Genomic DNA, 18,978 nt, shown 5'->3' on the forward strand with positions numbered 1-18,978 from the left:
CGCGACCATCCCGGTCCCGTCCAACCAGGCCGCTGGCGCCTGGCCAAGGCCAGCAAGGGCGGGCGACCACCCACGGTGGACCCCGAAATGTACAAGCAACGCAACACCGTGGAACGTGCGATCAACAAGATCCGCACCGCCCGAGCCGTAGCCACCCGGTACGACAAACGCGAGTTCGTCTACAAGGGCACCATCGATGTCGCGACCATCAGGATCTGGCTCCGCGACCCCGTCCGTCACCATTCACGGGACACGCCCTAGTCCCGCCGTCGAGGGACGTTCTCCCTCGGATCCTGTCCGTGCCTTGCAGCATGCGCTTTACCGGGCGGCCAAGGCCGATCCTGGGCGACGGTTCCACTCGTTGCGGGACAAGGTCTATCGCAGAGACGTCCTGTGGCGGGCGTGGGTCAACGTGCGCCGGAACAACGGTGCAGCCGGTATCGACCAGACCACGCTGGCCATGGTCGAGGAGTACGGGGTTACCCGGCTGCTCGATGAGGTGGCCCGCGAGTTGCGGGATGGCGGCTACCGTCCGATCGCGGCGCGCCGGGTGTTCATTCCTAAGCCCGGCACGAGCGATCGGCGACCGTTGTCGATCCCGAGTGTTCGTGACCGGGTCGTGCAGGCGGCCATGAAGATTGTGCTTGAGCCGATCTTCGAGGCCGACATGCTGCCGTGCTCTTTCGGGTTCCGCCCGAAACGGTCAGCGCACGACGCCCTGCAGGTCCTCATTGATGAGTCCTGGCGGGGACGCCGGTGGGTGGTCGAGACGGACATCGCCAACTGTTTCGAGGCGATTCCGCACGAGAAGTTGATGCAGGCAGTCCAGGAACGGGTCTGTGACCAAGCCGTGCTGAAGCTGCTGCGCGCGATGCTGCGTGCAGGAGTGATGGACGGCGGGCAGGTCCGCCGGTCGGTGACCGGCACTCCACAAGGCGGGGTTGTTTCCCCGCTGTTGGCGAACGTCTACCTGCACCGGCTGGACCGGGCATGGGAGGACCGTGTTGACGGAGTGCTGGTGCGGTACGCCGACGACCTGGTGGTGATGTGCAAGTCCCGCCAGCAGGCCGACGCCGCGCTTGCGCGGCTGCGGGACCTGTTGGCCGACCTGGGCTTGGAGCCCAAGGCGGCCAAGACCCGGATTGTGCACCTGCAGGTGGGTGGGGAAGGTTTCGACTTCCTCGGCTTCCACCACCGGCTGGTGTCCAGTCAGGGTCGGGTCGGGACCAAAGGCGTCACCTTCCTGGCTCGCTGGCCCGCGAGCAAGGCGATGCAGCACGCCCGGGACCGGATCCGTGAACTCACGGTCCGGAGCAGGCTGCTGCTGCCGGTCGACTGGATGGTCGAGGATCTCAACCGGTTCCTACGCGGCTGGGCCGCGTACTTCCGGTACGGCAACTCCGCCGACCAGTTCGACGAGATCACCCGCTATGCCCGGATGCGGTTGGCAATCGTTGTCGCCAAGCGACATCAACGCAGCCGCGGATTCGGCTGGTACGTGGTGGCCTATGCCTCCCCGAACCAACTCGGGCTGATCGATCTGCATGGAACCGTGGCCGCACCCAGACCCTTCCGGGACTGGCGGGCAAGGCCGAATGCCGGCGGTGAACGACGTCGGTGAGCCGTGTGCGGGAGAACCGCATGCACGGTTCGACGGGCGGGGGCTGGAAACGGAGCGTAAGCACTACGCCACCGCGGCAGCCCCCGACCCTACACCTTGTCAAGGGATCGAGATCGGGGGCCGGTCTGTGCCAGAGTAAGCCCATGACAGAGATCACCGTGCGCCGACTGACCGAAGAGGACTGGGTCGACTACCGCGAGGTGCGGTTGCGGGCGCTCAAGGAGTCGCCCGAGGCGTTCGTGGCCTCGGTCGAGGAGGAGAACGACTTCCCCGAGGAGCGGTGGCGTGATCGGATGCGGCGCTCCCAACGGCTGCTGGCGCAGCGGGACAAGGATGCCGTCGGCGTCGCCAGCATCGGCACAGAGGGCACGGCGGAGGACAGTGTCGGGGAGCTCTTCGGGTTGTGGGTCCACCCCGACCAGCGCGGCACCGGCGTGGCTCGACGCCTGTTGGAGGCCGCCGCCCGCACCGCGCGCGAGGACGACCTGCACCACCTCGTCTACTGGGTCGGCACCGACAACGGCCGGGCCGTCGCCTTCGCGAGCAGCTTCGGCTTCCGTCCCACCGACAACCGTCGGCCGATGCGGTTGCGCGGGGTGGAGGAGGACGAGGACGCCACCGAGATGGCCATGGTGCTGCCCGTGGGCTCCTCCTCCGGAGACATCCCGACCAGCCTGTGAGCAGATCCGGTGCGCTGGTCTGCCGACTCTGCGCCGGAGGCATGCGGGCAGCGCGTCGGCCAAGAACGGCGTGCGTATGGTGCCGAGTGTCACCCTACGCACCGGGGTAGCGCTTGCAGGCTGTGCGTATGGTGCCGAGTGTCACCCTACGCACACAACGTCGTCAGGCGCCCGGACAGCGCAGGTCGACGGGCGCTCACGGGACCGCGAGAACGACGCTCAGCGGCTCTGCGCTCGTCTCCTCGCCGCCGTCGACGTAGGTGACCCCGGACGGGCACACGCTGGTGTTGACAAAGCTGACGTCGAGGGTCACGCCCCCGGTCGGGGCTTCAGGGCCGCGCGGCCAGCTGCTCGATCAGCTGGCTGGGCCCGGACACGATCATGATGTGATGCGGCCCGACCTTGGTCTCGGGCACCGCATGCGTGAAGTCCTCTCCCGGTGCCTTGACCCCGACGACCGTCACCCCGTAGCGCTTGCGGATGTGGGAGTCCCCGAGGGTGAAGCCGATCATCTCCTGCGGAGGGCGCATCTTGACGATGGCGTAGCCGTCCTCGAACTCGATGTAGCCCTCCATCTTGTCGTTGACCAGGTGCGCCACCCGCCCGCCCGCCTCGGCCTCGGGGAAGACCACATGGTGCACTCCGATCCGCTCCAGCAGTCGGGCGTGCTCGGCGCTGACCGCCTTGGCCCAGATGGAGGGGGTGCCGGCGTCGACCAGGTTGCCGGCCGTCAGCAGCGAACCCTCGACGGCCGTGCCGATCCCCACGACCGCGATCCGGAAGTCCTGCGGCTTGGCCTTGCGCAGCTCCTCGGGGTCGGTCGCGTCGAGCGACTGCACGCGCATCAGCTTGCGCGAGTAGCGCTCCGCGACCTCCCCGTCCATCTCGATGCCATGCACCCGGTAGCCCAGCCGATCCATCTCCAGCGCCGCCGCAGCGCCGAACCGTCCCAACCCGATGACCAGGACATCCTCGTCGAACAGCCGGTGCTTGCCCATCGTGGTCTCCGTCTCCTGCCGAGTGCTCGAGTGCCGGAGGCCGGGGTCCGGGTCGGCTAGCGTAACTCCATGATCGGTGCACACGTCGTATGGGACCACCGTTTCACGGCCTACGACTTCGGGGAAGGCCACCCCATGCACCCGATCCGGCTCGAGCTGACCCATCTGCTGGCCGAGCAGCTCGGGCTGCTGGCCGGCTCGGGCGTGCGCGTCGTGCCCGCGGAGCACGCGAGCCGCGCCCTGCTGGCCACGGTGCACACCACGACGATGATCGACACGGTCGCCCGGTTGTCCGAGGATCCCGGTTCCGCGGTCGGTGCCCACGGTGTGGGCACCGAGGACACCCCGGCCTTCGCCGGCATGCATGAGGCCAGCGCGTTGGCCGTGGGCGGCACGGTCAGCGCATGTCGCGCCGTGTGGGAGGGAGGCGCTGAGCACGGGGTCAACACTGCCGGCGGCCTGCACCACGCCATGGCGGACCGGGCCTCAGGCTTCTGCGTCTACAACGACATCGCCGTCGGCATCCGGTGGCTGCTGGACCACGGCGCTCGACGGGTGGCCTATATCGACCTCGACGTGCACCACGGGGACGGTGTCGAGCAGATCTTCTGGAACGACCCCAGGGTGCTGACGGTCTCGCTGCACGAGAGCGGTCAGATGCTCTTCCCGGGCACCGGCTTCCCGGGGGACACGGGAGGTCCTCAGGCGCTGGACACCGCCGTCAACATCGCGCTGCCGGCCGGGACCGGGGACGAGGGCTGGCTGCGGGCCTTCCACGCGGTGGTGCCCGCCGTCGTGGAGGCGTTCGACCCGGACATCGTGGTGAGCCAGCACGGCTGCGACACGCACTTCTCCGACCCTCTCGCCCATCTCGCCGTCTCGATCGACGCGATGCGCACCGCAGCGCAGTGGGTGCACGAGCTCGCCCATGACGTCTGTGACGGCCGCTGGGTCGCCCTGGGAGGCGGTGGCTATGAGCTGGTGCAGGTGGTGCCCCGGGTCTGGTCGCACCTCATCGGGGTGGCCGTGCACCGACCGGTCGACCCCACGACGCCGGTGCCCCCGGACTGGCGGGAGCTGGTCCGCGAGCGCCTCGGGGTCGTCGCACCGCTAGGGATGAGCGACCTGGGGGGCCGGGACATCCGCTACGGCTCCTGGGCGGAGGACTACGACCCGCAGGACCCCCTGGACCGTGCCGTGATGGCCACGCGACGCGCGAGCTTCGCCGGCTGGGGCCTGGACCCCTATCTGGACTGAAAAGATGCTCGGCAAGCGAGACCGGGACCAGACCGTGAGGCTGCTCACACCACGGGACTGTGGCGTGTCGCGCTGGACATCGCAGGTTCTGCACTTCCGCTTCGGCCGATCTGCCCATAGTGTGTCCCTCACATCGGATTCCGCCGCGTGCCGCGCCGCGTGTCCGTGAGGACGACGAGACAAGGACCCGTGATGGCTGAGGAGCGCCCGGTGACGGAGCTGACGTTCATGACCGTGGCCGAGGTGGCCGATCTGATGCGGGTCTCCAAGATGACCGTCTACCGGCTGGTGCACAGCGGTGAGCTGCCTGCAGTGCGGGTCGGTCGTTCTTTCCGGGTGCCCCGGCAGGCTGTCCACGACTACCTGCGCGACTCCTACCACGGGACGGCCTGAGCCCGTCCGATCCAGGGTGGGGTGCAGACCTCCCCGCTCAAGCAGGTAAAGTGCGAAGTCAAATTTGTACCACTCCATATGTCCCTCTCGACGAAAGCAACGGTTGTTCATGGGTTCAGTGATCAAGAAGCGCCGCAAGCGGATGGCCAAGAAGAAGCACCGCAAGCTGCTTCGCAAGACGCGTCACCAGCGTCGCAACAAGAAGTAGCCGATCCGCAGCCGCGGCTGGTCACCTGTGCCTGAGCACGACGCCGCGATCGCCTTCGCGGATCTGCCGCCCCGCGACCACACCGGGGCCCCCCTTCGCGTGACCATGCTCACCCGCGGTGGGTGTCACCTGTGTGAGCGGGCCGCCGTGGTGCTTGACGAGGTCTGTGCCCAGACCGGCGTCGCCTGGACGCAGGCCGACATCGATGAGCACCCCGTCCTGCTGGCCGAGTACGGAGACTGGCTCCCCGTGGTGTTCGTCGACGGCCGCCGGCACGACTACTGGCAGGTGGACCGCGCCCGCCTGGCCGAGGCGCTGGCCGGCCGCTGATCGGTGAGCCGTTGACTTTGTGCATTGGTTCACAAAGTCTTACCCTGGGGTGTCGGCACATCGCCGACGTGGGTCTGATATAGGACCGGACGAGCGGAAGGAGTCGGTGTCGCCGTGACGGCCGAAGCCGCTCGCCGTGGGGTGCCGGAAGCCACCGTGGGGCGCCTGCCGGCCTACCTGCGGGCGCTGACGGCCTCGGCCGAGCGGGGCACGACGTCGATCTCCTCCGAGGAGCTGGCCGCCGCGTCCGGTGTCCGCTCCTCCCAGCTGCGCAAGGACTTGTCCCATCTCGGCTCGTACGGAGTGCGTGGAGTCGGCTATGACGTGGACCGCCTTGCGGCACAGATTGCCGGGGAGCTGGGACTCACCCGCGAGTGGTCGGTGGTGATCGTCGGGCTGGGCAACCTCGGCCGCGCCTTGGCGGCCTACAGCGGCTTCAGCGGCCGGGGCTTCCGCATCGTCGCGCTGGCCGATGCAGACTCCTCGATCGTCGGCGAGACGGTCCAGGGTCTGCGGGTCCAGACTCTGCAGGAGCTGGCGCTGGTCGGCACCCCGCCGGCCATCGGAGTCATCACCACACCGGCAGACCAGGCGCAGCTTGTCGCTGACCACCTCGTGCGGCTGGGCGTGCGCTCGATCCTCAACTTCGCGCCGAGTGTGCTGAGCGTCCCCGACGACGTCGCGGTGCGCAAGGTCGATCTGGCGATGGAGCTGCAGATCCTGGCCTTTCACGAGCAGCGGCGCATGCCCGCGGTCCACCCTGGACGGGAGGGGGTCCGTTGAGCACCCTGATCGTGGGGCTGTCCCACTACAGCGCCCCCTTCGAGATCCTCGAGCGGGTGGCCCTCGGGCCGGAGGCAGGCACCGCGCTCGTCAGCCGGCTGCGCAGTCACGACGACATCAGCGAGGTCGTCGTCCTGGCCACCTGCAACCGCGTCGAGGTGGTCGTGGAGGCCGAGACCTTCCACGGTGCGCTGCACGCCGTGGGCGAGCAGTTGAGCACGGTGACCGGGGTCGGGCTGGACACCCTGTCGGAGCACCTCTACGTGCACTACGAGGATCGCGCCGTCTGCCACCTCTTCGAGCTGGCCTGCGGTCTGGACTCCCTGGCCGTGGGCGAGAGCCAGGTTCTGGGACAGCTGCGCGGGGCGCTTGCCGCCGGCCAGCAGACGGGCGATGTCGGACCGGTCCTCAACCCCCTGCTCCAGCAGGCTCTGCGCGTGGGCAAGAAGGCGCACGCTGTCACCGACATCGACGTCGTGGCCCGCTCCCTGGTGGGACTGGGGCTCGAGCACGCCGCGCGTGTGCTGCCGGACCTGTCCCGGGCCCGGGCCGTCGTGATCGGGGCCGGCGCGGTCTCGGGTCTCGCCCTGGCCATCCTGGGCCGCGCCGGGGTGAGCGATCTGACCGTCGTCAACCGCACCCGGCTGCGCGCCACCCGGTTGGCCGGTCTGCATGAGGGGCGCGTCGCCGAGTGGTCGGATCTCGGGCAGGTGCTCTCGAGCGCCGACCTCGTGGTCTCCTGCACCGGGTCGACCGGGCACGTCCTGCCGGCCGGGCTGCTGGCACACGCGCGCGCCGACCGCGCCGACCCGGTGGTGGTGCTCGACCTAGCGCTGCCCCGGGATGTCGCACCCGAGACCGCCGACCAGCCCGGCGTGCATCTGTGGAGCCTGGCGGACCTGCAGGGCGACACCACGGGTCGCGGCGCCGAGCGCACCGAGCACCCGGCCGTCCGCGAGGTGCGCGACCTGGTGACGGCGGAGGTCGCTGCCTACCTCACGCAGCGCCGGGAGCAGCGGGTCGCGCCGACGGTCGCCGCGCTGCGCGCACGGGCCGGTGAGGTCGTCGACCTGGAGTACGCCCGACTGATGCAGCGGCTGCCCGGTCTCGGGCAAGCCGAGCAGGCCGAGGTGCGTCGCACCGTGCAGCGCGTCGTCGACAAGCTCCTGCACACCCCGACAGTTCGGGTCAAGACCCTGCAGTCCGGTGACGGCGCGGGGGACTACGCCAACGCGCTGCGCGAGCTGTTCGACCTCGACCCGCGCGAGGTTACGGTCGTGTCCACCCCGCCGGCGTCCGGGCCGGAGGTGACGCCATGACCTGGGTGCGGCACACCCCTCCCTTCACGAGCGCCGAGCAGCAGTGCATGACCGGTCGTCCGGAGGAGCCCAGCGCCCAGGGCGCGCGGGTCCTGCGACTGGGGACCCGGACCAGCACGCTGGCGGCGACGCAGGCCGGCTGGGTGGCCGACCGGCTGCGCGGCCGCGGCCAGGACGTTGAGCTGGTGCCGGTGCGCACCGAGGGCGACCTCAGCACGGCTCCGCTCACGCAGATCGGCGGCACGGGAGTGTTCGTCTCGGCGTTGCGCACGGCGCTGCTGGACGGGGACATCGACGTGGCAGTGCACTCCCTGAAGGACCTCCCGGTGGCTCCCGAGCCGGGGCTGGTGGTGGCGGCCGTGCCCGAGCGGGAGGACCCGCGCGACGTCGTCATCACGCGGACCGGTGTGAGTCTTGCGGAGCTCGACGTGGGGGCACCGGTGGGCACCGGGTCTCCGCGCCGGGCGGCGCAGCTCCAGCTCCTCGCGCCGCAGGTGCGCATCGTCGACATTCGGGGCAACGTCGACACCCGGATCGCCAAGGTGCGCTCCGGCGAGGTCGACGCGATCGTCCTCGCGGCCGCCGGGCTGATCCGGCTGAACCGGATGGAGGACGCCACGGAGATCCTCGACCTCGACCGGATGCTGCCGGCTCCCGGCCAGGGTGCCCTCGCCGTGGAGTGCCGGACCGACGACATCGGGGTGCGCCAGGCCTGCGCCACGCTGGACCACCGGGGCACCCGCGCCGAGATCACCGCCGAGCGGGCGCTGCTGCACCGACTCGAGGCCGGTTGCACGTCGCCGATCGGAGCGCTGGCCCGGGCCGACGCCGAGGGACTGAGCCTGACTGCCTTCGTGGCGCTGCGCGGCAGGTCGCTGCGTCACACCATGGCCGGGTCGCTCCCGGCCGAGCTCGGTCAGTCCGTGGCCGAGCACCTGCTGGACCGCCTTGCCACCGCACAGCCGACCCCGGCTGAGTCGCCCACGACAACGGAGCGTGACCTGTGAGCACCCAATCCGCCGCATCCACCAGCAGCAGCACCAGCGCGCCCTCGGCGAGGGTGGCCTTCGTGGGGGCCGGCCCCGGGGACCCCGGTCTGCTGACGGTGCGGGCCCGGGACTACCTGAGCGCAGCCGACGTCGTCGTGCTCGACTCACTGCACCGGGCCGAGGAGGTCCGCCGCTACACCCGGACCGACGCCGAGATCCTGGACGGCCGGCAGGGCGAGAGTGGCAAGGCGCTCACTCCGGCCTCGCGGGCCAGCCTGGTCGTGCGCACGGCCCGCCGATTCTCCGACCACGGGATGCTGGTGGTGCGCCTGATGGACGGGGACCCCAGCGCGTTCAGCGGCTTGACCACCGAGGCGCTGGCCTGCAGCAAGGCAGGGGTGCCCTTCGAGATCGTGCCCGGGGTCAGCACGGCCTGGTCGGTGCCCGCGTATGCCGGGGTCCCGCTGACCGGTCGCGGCGTCCGTGAGCTGCACATGATCAACGCCGGCGACACCAAGACCGACTGGTCCCTGTCGGTCGCCGACGACATCACGGTGGTGCTCCTTGGCGCGCCCGGTGACCTGCGCAAGTCTCTGCTGGGGCTGCGCAAGGCAGGCCGGGACGTCCAGACTCCGGTGGCCCTCACCGAGCACGGCACCACGGTCACCCAGCACACCCATGTCACCTGCCTTGACGACGCGGTCGAGCAGCTGGCCGGTGACGAGCTGGGCGAGGTCAGCGTCGCGGTGGTGGGCGAGCAGGTGGCCCTGCGCGGAGAGCTGTCGTGGTATGAGAGCAAGCCGCTCTTCGGCTGGCACATCCTGGTGCCTCGCACGCAGGACCAGGCCGGACCGATGCGCGAGCGGATCGCCGCCTACGGTGCGACGGCCGCCGTCGTCCCGACGATCAGCGTGGAGCCGCCGCGCACCCCCCAGCAGATGGACAAGGCGATCAAGGGCCTGGTCACAGGTCGCTACGAGTGGGTCGGCTTCACCTCGGTCAACGCGGTGCGCGCGATCCGGGAGAAGTTCACCGAGTGCGGTCTGGATGCCCGGGCCTTCGCGGGCCTGAAGATCGCCGCCGTGGGCGGGGTGACGGCGGAGGCGCTGCGTGAGTGGGGACTGGAGCCGGATCTGATGCCCGAGCAGGAGCAGTCGGCCCGCGGTCTGCTCGAGGCGTGGCCGCCGTTCGACGACGTGCTGGACCCGATCAACCGGGTGTTGCTGCCGCGGGCCGACATCGCAACGGACACGCTGGTCGCCGGTCTGCAGCAGATCGGGTGGCACGTGGACGACGTCACGGCTTACCGCACGGTCCGGGCCACACCGCCCCCGGCCCCGGTGCGCGAGGCCATCAAGGGCGGCGAGTTCGATGCGGTGTGCTTCACCTCCTCCTCGACGGTGCGCAACCTGGTGGGCATCGCCGGCAAGCCGCACCCCTGCACGGTCGTGGCCTGTATCGGCCCGGCGACCGCCCGGACTGCCGAGGAGCACGGGCTCCGGGTCGACGTCGTCGCCCCCGAGGCGTCCTCCGCGTCCTTGATCGACGCCCTGGCGGCGCACGCCGGCGACGTCGCCGACGCCACGACCCAGGCGGGCGAGGAGGTACTGCGGCCGAGCCAGCGCCGGCCCGCAGGAAGACGAGCCCAGCCCAAGGCCCGGGCGTGAGCCGCACGCTTCCGCAGGAACGGCCCCGGCGGTTGCGCAGCACGCCGGCCATCCGTCGTCTCGTGCGCCAGCATCGGCTGAGCGTGGCCGATCTGGTGCTGCCGATGTTCGTGCGAGAGGGCTTGCGGGAGCCGCATCCCATCTCCGCCATGCCCGGGGTGGTGCAGCACTCCCGTGACTCGCTGCGGGTGGCGGCGACCGAGGCCGTCGCCGCCGGGGTCGGGGGGCTGATGGTCTTCGGGGTGCCCGAACACCGCGATGCCCTCGGCAGTGGGGCGACCGACGCCGACGGCATTCTCAACGTCGCGCTGACTGACCTAAGGGCCGAGCTGGGGGACGACACGGTGCTGATGGCTGACCTGTGTCTGGATGAGTTCACCGACCACGGTCACTGCGGGGTGTTGGACGCCGCCGGCAGGGTCGACAACGACGCCACGCTGGAGCGCTACGCGCAGATGGCGGTGGCGCAGGCCGTTGCAGGCGCGCACGTGGTGGGACTTTCCGGGATGATGGACGGCCAGGTCAAGGTCGTGCGCGAGGCGCTGGACGAGCAGGGGCACCAGGATGTGGCCGTGCTCGCCTACACCGCGAAGTACGCCTCGGCCCACTACGGGCCGTTCCGGGAGGCGGTCGGGTCGACCCTGCGCGGTGACCGGTCGACATACCAGCAGGATCCGGCCAACCGCACCGAGGCGCTGCGCGAGCTGCGGCTGGACCTTGCGGAGGGGGCCGACCTGGTGATGGTCAAGCCTGCGCTGCCCTACCTGGACGTGCTCAGCGACGTCGCGGCCGCCAGTGACGTGCCGGTCGCCGCCTACCAGGTGTCGGGGGAGTACGCCCAGATCGAGGCGGCCGCCGCACGGGGCTGGATTGACCGCGACCGTGCCGTCACCGAAACGCTGACCTCCATCAAGCGAGCGGGAGCCGATCTGGTGTTGACCTACTACGCCGTGACGATGGCGGGGCTGCTCGCCAAGGCGGACCGGTCGTGACACCGACCAGCCCGGCCCAGGACCCCCGCGCCGAGGTGGCGGCGCCCGCTCATGCCGCCGCGGAGCCGGTGCGTTGGCTCGATGACCAGGAGCAGCTGTCCTGGCGGGCCTTCCTGCGCGGCTACTACCTGCTGATGGAGGCGTTGGACCGCGACCTCGCCGAGTTCGGACTGCGGATGAGCGAGTGGGAGATTTTGATCCTGCTGTCCGAGGCGCCGCAGCAACGCCAGCGGATGTCCGCGCTCGCCGACCTGGTCGTGCAGTCCCGCAGCAGGCTCACCCACGCCGCCAAGCGGCTGGAGGCCGCAGGGGTCGTGCAGCGCAGCCCGGTCCGGGGGGACGGGCGCGGAGTGGAGCTCGCCTTGACCGCGGCAGGGCAAGAGCTGGTGACCCGCATCGCCCCCAGCCACGTGCACGATGTCCGCCGACGGCTGGTCGACCTGATGTCCGCGCAGGAGATGGAGACTCTCGGCGTGGTGATGCGCCGGGTGATCCTGGCCAACCGCACGTCCGAGGCGCAGGGGCAGGACGCGTTCGAGTAGTGACCGGTGGGACAATGAGAGGTATGACGCCCGTGCACCTGAGCCCCGATGGGAGCGCACCGACCACTCCGTATGCCGACGAGGCTCCGGCGTCCGCAGCCCTGTTGGATCGGGCCCGCCAGGTCATCCCCGGCGGGGTCAACTCCCCGGTGCGGGCCTTCCGCTCGGTCGGTGGCAGCCCCCGCTTCGTCCGCCGCGCGCAGGGCCCGTGGCTGGAGGACGCCGACGGGCGGCGCTACGTCGACCTGATCTGCTCCTGGGGGCCGATGATCCTCGGGCACGCGCACCCCGCGGTGCTCGACGCGGTGCGCGAGGCGGCCGCTGAGGGCTTCAGCTTCGGCACCCCCACCGAGCGGGAGGTGCTGCTCGCCGAGGAGATCGCCCGCCGGGTCCAGCCCGCGGAGCGGCTGCGGCTGGTCAACTCGGGCACCGAGGCGACGATGAGCGCGCTGCGCCTGGCCCGAGGCTTTACCGGCCGCTCGGCGGTGGTCAAGTTCGCCGGCTGCTACCACGGTCACGTCGACGCGCTGCTGGCCGCCGCCGGCTCCGGCGTCGCGACCTTCGCGTTGCCGGACTCGCCCGGGGTGCCGGCCTCCAGCGCGGGGGAGACGATCGTGCTGCCCTTCAACGACGTGGACGCGCTGGAGCAGGCCTTCGCCGAGCGGGGCCACGAGATCGCCGCCGTCATCACCGAGGCCGCGGCCGGCAACATGGGCGTGGTCCCGCCCCGCCCCGGCTTCACCGAGGCGCTGCTGCGGATCACCCGCGAGCACGGGGCACTGCTGATCTCCGATGAGGTGATGACCGGCTTCCGGGTGGGCCCGGCCGGCTGGTTCGGCCTGGAGGGGCCGTATGCCGGGGGCGCACCGGACCTGTTCACCTTCGGCAAGGTCATGGGGGGCGGCTTCCCCGCCGCGGCCTTCGGCGGGCGGGCCGACGTCATGGCGCTGCTGGCGCCGGAGGGCCCCGTCTACCAGGCCGGGACGCTGTCCGGCAATCCGGTGGCCTCCGCCGCCGGGCTGGCCACGTTGCGGGCCTGCACACCGCAGGTCTACGCCCGGCTCGACGAGGTGGCCGGTGCGCTGGCCGGTGCGGTGCACGACTCCTTCTCCCGGCACGGCATACCGCACCGCATCCAGTGGGCCGGCTCCATGTTCAGCGTCTTCCTCGCCGACGGCGACGTGCATGACTTCGCGGGGGCGCAGCGACAGGACGCTGCCGCATACGGCCGGTTCTTCCATGCCATGCTGCGCCGTGGCGTGCACCTCCCGCCGAGCTGTTACGAGTCATGGTTCGTCAGCGCCGCGCACGACGACGACGCCGTCGAGCACACGGTGCGGGCCATCCACGCCGCGGCGGCACAGACCGCCCAGGGCGCGACGGGCTCGCAGCGATGACCCCGGCGACGACGATCGTGCACGTGGTGCGGCACGGCGAGGTGCACAACCCCTCCCGGGTCCTCTACGGCAGGCTGCCCGACTTCCACCTCTCCCAGCTCGGCGTCGAGATGGCCGAGCGGAGCGCCGACTACCTGGCCGGGCGCGACGTCGTGCACGTCGTCTCCTCCCCGCTGGAGCGGGCCCAGGAGACCGCCGCGCCGATCGCCGCCCGGCACGACCTGGAGGTCGCCATCGACCCCCGGCTGATCGAGGCGGAGAACGCCTTCGAGGGCACCGTGGTCGCCGGGCGGCGCGGGGCGTTGCGACGACCGGCCACCTGGCGGCTGCTGACCAACCCTCTTCGTCCCAGCTGGGGGGAGCCCTACAACCGGATCGCCGAGCGGATGGAGGTCGCTGTCCAGGCCGCCCGCGAGCAGGCCTGCGGCCACGAGGCCGTCCTGGTCTCCCACCAGCTGCCCGTGTGGACCCTGCGCCGGCACCTGGAGGGCAAGCGGCTGTGGCACGACCCGCGGCGCAGGCAGTGCACCCTCGCCTCGGTCACCTCGGTGCGCTACCAGGGCGAGCGCGCGGTGGAGGTCCTGTATGCCGAGCCGGTCGGCGAGCTGGCCGAGCAGGCCCAACCCGGGGCCGGGGCGTGAGGACGGCTGCCCGGCGAGGGTCCGGGCCTGCGAGCGCGCTGTCCGTCGTAGGGCGCACCGCCGCGCTGGCGACTTTGCTCGCGGTCGCCGGGTGCAGTGACAACACCGTGGAGGCGCAGGCCCAGGCGGGGCAGGAGAAGGGCTACATCTCCGGCGACGGCGCCGTCCAGGTCGTCACCCCCGAGCAACGGGAGCAGAGCCTGGAGCTCGACGGGACGACCCTGGAGGGCGACCCGTGGTCCGCGCAGGACCAGCGTGGTGAGGTGCTCGTGGTCAACGTCTGGGGCTCGTGGTGCGGTCCGTGCCAGGCCGAAGCGGCCGACCTCGAGCAGGTCTACAGCGACTACGCGCAGGCCGGTGAGCCGGTCGACTTCATCGGGGTCAACGACCGCGACAGCGACTACGCCGCGCTGGCCTTCCAGGAGGCCAAGGGGGTCAGCTATCCCTCCCTTGTCGACGACGGCGGGCGCACCCTGCTGGACCTGCGGGGGTTGGCCCAGGCACGGCCCACCACGCTGGTCCTGGACCCCCAGGGCCGGGTGGCCGCCCGGGTGGCGGGCCAGGTCGACGCCTCCACGCTGAACGCTCTCATCGAGGACGTGCTTTCCGAATCGTGACCGAACTGGTGTTGAGCGGTCCCCTGCTCGCGGCGCTCGCCGTCGCGTTGCTGGCCGGCCTGGTCTCCTTCGCCTCGCCTTGCGTGCTGCCCCTGGTCCCCGGCTTCCTGGGCTATGTCAGCGGGATGAGCGCGGCCCAGGGCCCCGGCCAGGAGGCCGGCCGCGGCCGGGTAGTGCTGGGGGCAGCGCTGTTCGTCGCCGGTTTCAGCGCGGTCTTCATCGCCATGGGTGTCGTGCTGTCCTCGGTCGGGCTGATGTTGCAGGAGCAGCAGGGGCTGCTGCTGCGGCTCGGAGGCCTCGTCGTCATCGGCCTCGGGGTGCTGATGGTGCCCCCCGGCGCCGGGGGGTGGCAGGTGCGCTGGCGCCCCGGCGCGGGACTCCTGGGTGCGCCGCTGCTCGGGGTGGTGTTCGGCCTGGGGTTCAGCGCCTGCACCGGCCCCTCCCTCGCGGCGATCCAGACCCTGGGGGCCTCGCTGGTGCCCAGCGACGGAGTGGTCGAACGAGCGATCCTGCTCGCCGTGGCCTACTGCCTGGGGCTCGGCATCCCCTTCGTGCTGATCGCCGCGGGGGCCGGATGGGTCGGCGGTGCCTCCTCGGTGCTCCGACGCCACCACCAGGCACTGCTGCGCGGCTCCGGTGTCCTGCTGATCGTGCTCGGTGCCCTGATGGTGCTCGGCGTCTGGGAGACCGCGACCGCCTGGGTGCAGACCCGGCTCACCTCCTCGTTCGAGACGATCCTGTGACCCGGCTGGCTGGAGACCGCGTGGGCCGGGCCGACCCGACCATCACACAGCCCACCCTCGGCCCGGTCGGGTGGCTACGCTGGATCTGGCGGCAGCTGACCAGTATGCGGACCGCGTTGCTGCTGCTGCTCCTGCTCGCGGTGGCCGCGGTGCCCGGCTCGATCTGGCCGCAGCGCAGCGTCGACCCGCCGCGGGTGACGCAGTATCTGCGCGAGCACCCCGACCTCGGTCCGTGGCTGGACCGGCTCGGCCTGTTCGACGTCTACGCCTCACCGTGGTTCGCCGCCATCTACCTGTTGCTCATGGTCTCGCTCGTCGGCTGCCTCGTGCCGCGCACCAAGGCGCACTGGCGGGCGCTGCGCACCCCGCCCCCGGCGGTCCCGCGACGGTTGGAGCGGCTGCCCGCCCATCGGCATACCGTGCTGGACGCCGACCCCGACCAGGTGCTCGCGGCGGCCCGATCCGTGCTGCGCGGCCACCGGGCCCGGCTGCGCACTACTGCACCGGGCGAGCGGGGCCTGTCCGCCGAGCGCGGCTACCTCAAGGAGAGCGGCAACCTGCTCTTCCACGTCGCGCTGCTCGGGGTCATCGTCTCGGTTGCCGTGGGAGGGCTGTGGGGCTGGCGGGCCGAGGTGATCCTTCCCGAGGGGCGCGACTTCGCCTCCGACGTGGCGACCTACGACACGATGCGGCCCGGGCCGTGGGTCGATCTCGATGCCCTCGAACCCTTCACCATGCGGATCGAGGACCTCAACGTCGAGTTCGAGACCGAGGCGACCGGTGCCCAGTTCGGCGCCCCGCGACTCTTCGAGGCCCAGGTCAGTGTGGCCGCCGCACCGGGGGAGCCCGAGCAGGTGCAGCGGCTCGCGGTCAACGACCCGCTGCACCTGGACGGCACGTCGGTCTTCCTGCTCGGCAACGGCTACGCCCCCGAGGTGACGGTGCGGGACGCCGGCGGCACGATCGTCTACCGGGACGCCGTGCCGTTCCTGCCGCAGGACGACAACTACACCTCCACGGGAGCGATCAAGGTCGCCGGCGCCGACCCCGAGCTGGGCCTCTACGGCGCCTTCCTACCCACAGCTCGCTTCGACGCGGACCGGGGGCCGACGTCGGACTTCCCCGGCCTCGCCGACCCGCAGCTGGCGCTGGGGATCTACGAGGGAGACCTGTTCCCCGACGGCGCCGCACAGTCGGTCTACACCCTCGACGTCAGCGGCATGGAGCCGGTCACCGACGCCTCCGGGTCCCAGGTCCAGCTCCTGCTGTCCCCTGGGGAGACCGAGCAGCTGCCCGACGGGCGCGGCAGCGTGACCCTCGACGGTGTCTCCCGGTGGGGCGGCCTGGTCGTCCGGCACGACCCGGGCCGGCTGGCGGTGCTGGTCTTCGCAGTGGGGGCCCTCATCGGTCTGACGCTCATGCTGGCGGTGCGCCGGCAGCGGCTCTTCGTCCGGGTCACCGACGAGGACCAGGGGGACGGGCGGCATACTGGAGTGAGCGTGGCGGGCCTGGCCAAGGACACCGACCCACGACTGGAGGAGCTCGTCGACCGGATCGCCGAGCAGATCCGGGACCGAGTGGAACCGACAGCGACGAAGGGCAAGCGATGACCGACCAGAGCCTCGCTGCGGCCTCCGACCTCGGGGTGTGGGCCACCATGGCAGCACTGGTGCTGGCGATGCTGGCCTTCGCGGTGCACCTCGCGGTGCACAACACCGACAGGACTGACCAGACGGACCGGGTCGAGGAGGCGGAGGCCACCCGCAGCGGTGGCGCAGCGGTCATCACCGCGACCGTCGCACCCGCGGTCGGCGGGCCGGCGCAGCGGCGCTGGGGCGTGCTCGGACTGCAGCTGACGATCCTGGCGACCCTGCTCCTGGTCGCCGCGACGGCGCTGCGCGGACTGTCGGTGCAGCGGGCGCCGCTGGGCAACATGTATGAGTTCGCCCTGGCCGCCTGCTCCTTCGCGCTGCTGATCTACAGCGGCTGGAGTCTGCGCCGGGACCGGCTGTGGCTCGGCCTGTTTGTCGTCACCCCGGTGCTGCTCATCCTGGGCGCGGCGCGACTGGCGTGGTACACCGAGGCCTCCCAGCTGCTGCCCTCGCTGAACAGCATCTGGTTGGTCATCCACGTCACCGTCGCCACGCTGACCGTGGGGCTGTTCATCGTCGGCTTCGCCACTGCCTGTCTCTACCTGCTGCGGGAGCGCGCCGAGCGAGCAGCGGGCGGGGTCGAGGTGTCCGGCTGGCGCTCCGCACTGCCGGGTGCCGCGGCGCTGGAGCGGCTGACCTACGGTGTCCACGTGGTGGCCTTCCCGCTGTGGACCTTCACCCTGGTCGCCGGGGCCATCTGGGCCGAGCAGGCCTGGGGGCGCTACTGGGGATGGGACCCCAAGGAGGTGTGGACGTTCGTGATCTTCACCGTCTACGCCGCCTACCTGCACGCCCGCGCCACGACCGGGATGACCACCCGTCGGGCGACCTGGATCGCGGTGGCCGGCTTCGGCTGTGTGATCGTCAACTATGCCGTGGTCAACATCTTCTTCGTCGGGTTTCACAGCTACTCGGGGGTATGACGCCGGTGGTCCTGCGCTACACCGTTCTGCGGCTGTTGATCTTCGCGGTCTTCCTGCTCGCGCTGACCTGGCTGGGCGTGCCCGGGCTGTGGGCGTTGGTGTTCGCAGCGCTGTTCTCCGCCGTGACCTCGTTCTTCATGCTGCGCCGCCAGCGGATCGAGATGGCCCAGCGGGTGGAGCGCACCGTGCAGCGCCGCAGCGCCCAGCGGCAGCAGCGGATAGCCGCGCAGCGCACCGACGAGGACGACGAGGACGACGAGATCGGTCCCGCCTGAGGCTGCACCCGGCTGCGGCTCAGCCGACCAGCAACCCCAGGCTCAGCAGCGCGGCGTAGGTCAGCTGGGCCACGCCGGTGCCCCCGAGCACCGGGATGAGCGCGGCTCCGGTCGCCCCCGAGCGAACCAGCCGCACGAAGGGCCAGGAGACCGGCAGCGCGAGCAGCGCCAGCAGCGACCAGGGATGCCCGATCGCGACCAGCGGCACCACGAGGTGCGGCAGGGCGATCAGGGCGACGTAGAGCAGCCGCGTGCGCTCCGCCCCGATCTGGACCGCGAGCGTCCGCTTGCCCACCGCCTGGTCCCCCGGGATGTCGCGCAGGTTGTTGGCCACCAGGATGCCGCAGGCGAAGGCCCCGGTCCCGACTGCCCCGGCGACGCCCGCAAGGCTCAGCTGCTGCGCCTGCGTCCACTGCGTGCCGAGCACGGCCACCAGACCGAAGAAGACGAAGACCGCCACCTCACCGAGCCCCCGGTAGCCGTACGGGTGGGCCCCCCCGGTGTATCGCCACGCCGCCACGATGGCCAGACCCCCGAGCAGCAGGAACAGCCAGGAGTTGGTCAGCGCCACCAGTGCCAGTCCCGTGACGGCTGCCACGCCGAAGCAGCCGAACGCCGCCGCCTTGACGATGGCCGCGTCGGCGAGGCCCTGGCCGACCAGCCGGGTGGGCCCGACCCGGGTCGCGTCCGTGCCGCGCACCCCGTCGGAGTAGTCGTTGGCGAAGTTGACCCCGACCTGCAGGGCCACCGCGACGACCAGGGCCAGCAGGGCAAGGCCGGCATCCGCAGAGCCTGCCGCATGCGCTGCACCGGTGCCGATGGCGACGGGGGCGAAGGCGGCAGGCAGGGTCCGGGGGGGGGGGGGGGGGGGACAACCGGGGGGGGGGGGAACGAAGAGGAAAGACCCCCCAGAAAAGCAAAGAGTTCGTCGTAGTGACGCGGAGCTAAGGA

The 18,978-nt window shown here is 71.2% G+C and carries 21 protein-coding genes and 1 pseudogene; 20 read left to right on the forward strand and 2 right to left on the reverse strand.

What is annotated here, in order from left to right; genetic code table 11:
* The 3 genes and pseudogenes from ACR2FV_RS01425 to ACR2FV_RS01435 all read left to right on the forward strand — a co-directional run.
* A pseudogene (locus tag ACR2FV_RS01425) lies at positions 1-261 on the forward strand (hypothetical protein); the annotation flags it as partial.
* Between the two features lie 43 nt (positions 262-304).
* On the forward strand, positions 305-1,621 hold the full coding sequence (gene ltrA / locus ACR2FV_RS01430; RefSeq protein WP_434013943.1) for a group II intron reverse transcriptase/maturase: 1,317 nt from the start codon (positions 305-307) through the stop codon (positions 1,619-1,621).
* A gap of 143 nt (positions 1,622-1,764) precedes the next feature.
* Complete coding sequence (locus tag ACR2FV_RS01435; protein WP_434013944.1) at positions 1,765-2,301, forward strand: N-acetyltransferase family protein; 537 nt, start codon at positions 1,765-1,767, stop codon at positions 2,299-2,301.
* Between the two features lie 329 nt (positions 2,302-2,630).
* Here ACR2FV_RS01435 and ACR2FV_RS01440 read toward each other — a convergent pair whose 3' ends face one another.
* Positions 2,631-3,299: a potassium channel family protein gene (locus tag ACR2FV_RS01440; RefSeq protein ID WP_434013945.1), complete on the reverse strand. Its 669-nt coding sequence runs from the start codon at positions 3,297-3,299 to the stop codon at positions 2,631-2,633.
* 69 nt (positions 3,300-3,368) lie between these two features.
* On the opposite strand from ACR2FV_RS01440, the gene ACR2FV_RS01445 reads away from it, so the two are divergent.
* From ACR2FV_RS01445 to ACR2FV_RS01525, 17 genes are all read left to right on the forward strand, one after another.
* Positions 3,369-4,556 carry an acetoin utilization protein AcuC gene (locus ACR2FV_RS01445; RefSeq protein WP_434013946.1) on the forward strand — a complete coding sequence of 396 codons (1,188 nt, stop codon included), beginning with the start codon at positions 3,369-3,371 and terminating at the stop codon, positions 4,554-4,556.
* Positions 4,557-4,748: 192 nt separating this feature from the next.
* A complete protein-coding gene (locus tag ACR2FV_RS01450) occupies positions 4,749-4,949 on the forward strand; it encodes a helix-turn-helix domain-containing protein (protein ID WP_434013947.1) in 201 nt (66 codons plus the stop codon).
* Positions 4,950-5,058: 109 nt separating this feature from the next.
* Complete coding sequence (locus ACR2FV_RS01455) at positions 5,059-5,157, forward strand: 30S ribosomal protein bS22 (RefSeq protein ID WP_003792170.1); 99 nt, start codon at positions 5,059-5,061, stop codon at positions 5,155-5,157.
* 27 nt (positions 5,158-5,184) lie between these two features.
* On the forward strand, positions 5,185-5,487 hold the full coding sequence (locus ACR2FV_RS01460; protein WP_434013948.1) for a glutaredoxin family protein: 303 nt from the start codon (positions 5,185-5,187) through the stop codon (positions 5,485-5,487).
* A 114-nt stretch (positions 5,488-5,601) separates the two neighbouring features.
* Positions 5,602-6,270: a redox-sensing transcriptional repressor Rex gene (locus ACR2FV_RS01465; protein ID WP_434013949.1), complete on the forward strand. Its 669-nt coding sequence runs from the start codon at positions 5,602-5,604 to the stop codon at positions 6,268-6,270.
* A complete protein-coding gene (locus ACR2FV_RS01470; RefSeq protein ID WP_434013950.1) occupies positions 6,267-7,589 on the forward strand; it encodes a glutamyl-tRNA reductase in 1,323 nt (440 codons plus the stop codon). The genes ACR2FV_RS01465 and ACR2FV_RS01470 overlap by 4 nt, the downstream gene beginning before the upstream one ends.
* Complete coding sequence (gene hemC, locus ACR2FV_RS01475) at positions 7,586-8,596, forward strand: hydroxymethylbilane synthase (protein WP_434013951.1); 1,011 nt, start codon at positions 7,586-7,588, stop codon at positions 8,594-8,596. The genes ACR2FV_RS01470 and hemC overlap by 4 nt, the downstream gene beginning before the upstream one ends.
* Positions 8,593-10,245, forward strand: coding sequence for a uroporphyrinogen-III synthase (locus ACR2FV_RS01480; protein WP_434013952.1), 1,653 nt, complete (start codon positions 8,593-8,595; stop codon positions 10,243-10,245). Before hemC ends, ACR2FV_RS01480 begins: the two co-directional genes overlap by 4 nt.
* Positions 10,242-11,237, forward strand: a complete 996-nt coding sequence (hemB, locus tag ACR2FV_RS01485; protein WP_434013953.1) for a porphobilinogen synthase — start codon at positions 10,242-10,244, stop codon at positions 11,235-11,237. The genes ACR2FV_RS01480 and hemB overlap by 4 nt, the downstream gene beginning before the upstream one ends.
* Positions 11,234-11,779, forward strand: coding sequence for a MarR family winged helix-turn-helix transcriptional regulator (locus ACR2FV_RS01490; protein WP_434013954.1), 546 nt, complete (start codon positions 11,234-11,236; stop codon positions 11,777-11,779). Before hemB ends, ACR2FV_RS01490 begins: the two co-directional genes overlap by 4 nt.
* A 23-nt stretch (positions 11,780-11,802) precedes the next feature.
* Positions 11,803-13,176 (forward strand): glutamate-1-semialdehyde 2,1-aminomutase, encoded by a 1,374-nt coding sequence (gene hemL / locus ACR2FV_RS01495; protein WP_434013955.1) that lies wholly within the window; start codon positions 11,803-11,805, stop codon positions 13,174-13,176.
* Positions 13,173-13,817: a histidine phosphatase family protein gene (locus ACR2FV_RS01500; RefSeq protein WP_434013956.1), complete on the forward strand. Its 645-nt coding sequence runs from the start codon at positions 13,173-13,175 to the stop codon at positions 13,815-13,817. The genes hemL and ACR2FV_RS01500 overlap by 4 nt, the downstream gene beginning before the upstream one ends.
* A complete protein-coding gene (locus ACR2FV_RS01505) occupies positions 13,814-14,434 on the forward strand; it encodes a TlpA family protein disulfide reductase (RefSeq protein WP_434013957.1) in 621 nt (206 codons plus the stop codon). The genes ACR2FV_RS01500 and ACR2FV_RS01505 overlap by 4 nt, the downstream gene beginning before the upstream one ends.
* A complete protein-coding gene (locus ACR2FV_RS01510) occupies positions 14,431-15,177 on the forward strand; it encodes a cytochrome c biogenesis CcdA family protein (RefSeq protein ID WP_434013958.1) in 747 nt (248 codons plus the stop codon). Before ACR2FV_RS01505 ends, ACR2FV_RS01510 begins: the two co-directional genes overlap by 4 nt.
* Positions 15,178-15,197: 20 nt before the next feature.
* Complete coding sequence (resB, locus tag ACR2FV_RS01515; protein ID WP_434013959.1) at positions 15,198-16,787, forward strand: cytochrome c biogenesis protein ResB; 1,590 nt, start codon at positions 15,198-15,200, stop codon at positions 16,785-16,787.
* Complete coding sequence (gene ccsB, locus ACR2FV_RS01520) at positions 16,784-17,752, forward strand: c-type cytochrome biogenesis protein CcsB (protein ID WP_434013960.1); 969 nt, start codon at positions 16,784-16,786, stop codon at positions 17,750-17,752. The genes resB and ccsB overlap by 4 nt, the downstream gene beginning before the upstream one ends.
* Positions 17,749-18,027, forward strand: coding sequence for a DUF4229 domain-containing protein (locus ACR2FV_RS01525; RefSeq protein WP_434013961.1), 279 nt, complete (start codon positions 17,749-17,751; stop codon positions 18,025-18,027). Before ccsB ends, ACR2FV_RS01525 begins: the two co-directional genes overlap by 4 nt.
* Positions 18,028-18,046: 19 nt before the next feature.
* Here the strand turns inward: ACR2FV_RS01525 and ACR2FV_RS01530 are convergent, their stop codons facing one another.
* A complete protein-coding gene (locus tag ACR2FV_RS01530) occupies positions 18,047-18,874 on the reverse strand; it encodes a 1,4-dihydroxy-2-naphthoate polyprenyltransferase (protein WP_434013962.1) in 828 nt (275 codons plus the stop codon).
* Positions 18,875-18,978: the final 104 nt, after the last annotated feature.

This window comes from Ornithinimicrobium sp., assembly GCF_051004135.1.
Lineage (GTDB): Bacteria > Actinomycetota > Actinomycetes > Actinomycetales > Dermatophilaceae > Ornithinicoccus.

Coding starts and splice junctions, on each gene's coding strand:
- ACR2FV_RS01525 (WP_434013961.1), top strand. CDS start 17,749: ATGACGCCGGTGGTCCTGCGCTACACCGTTCTGCGGCTGTTGATCTTC.
- hemC (WP_434013951.1), top strand. CDS start 7,586: ATGACCTGGGTGCGGCACACCCCTCCCTTCACGAGCGCCGAGCAGCAG.
- ACR2FV_RS01445 (WP_434013946.1), top strand. CDS start 3,369: ATGATCGGTGCACACGTCGTATGGGACCACCGTTTCACGGCCTACGAC.
- ACR2FV_RS01500 (WP_434013956.1), top strand. CDS start 13,173: ATGACCCCGGCGACGACGATCGTGCACGTGGTGCGGCACGGCGAGGTG.
- ACR2FV_RS01440 (WP_434013945.1), bottom strand. CDS start 3,299: ATGGGCAAGCACCGGCTGTTCGACGAGGATGTCCTGGTCATCGGGTTG.
- ACR2FV_RS01435 (WP_434013944.1), top strand. CDS start 1,765: ATGACAGAGATCACCGTGCGCCGACTGACCGAAGAGGACTGGGTCGAC.
- ACR2FV_RS01455 (WP_003792170.1), top strand. CDS start 5,059: ATGGGTTCAGTGATCAAGAAGCGCCGCAAGCGGATGGCCAAGAAGAAG.
- hemL (WP_434013955.1), top strand. CDS start 11,803: ATGACGCCCGTGCACCTGAGCCCCGATGGGAGCGCACCGACCACTCCG.
- ACR2FV_RS01450 (WP_434013947.1), top strand. CDS start 4,749: ATGGCTGAGGAGCGCCCGGTGACGGAGCTGACGTTCATGACCGTGGCC.
- ccsB (WP_434013960.1), top strand. CDS start 16,784: ATGACCGACCAGAGCCTCGCTGCGGCCTCCGACCTCGGGGTGTGGGCC.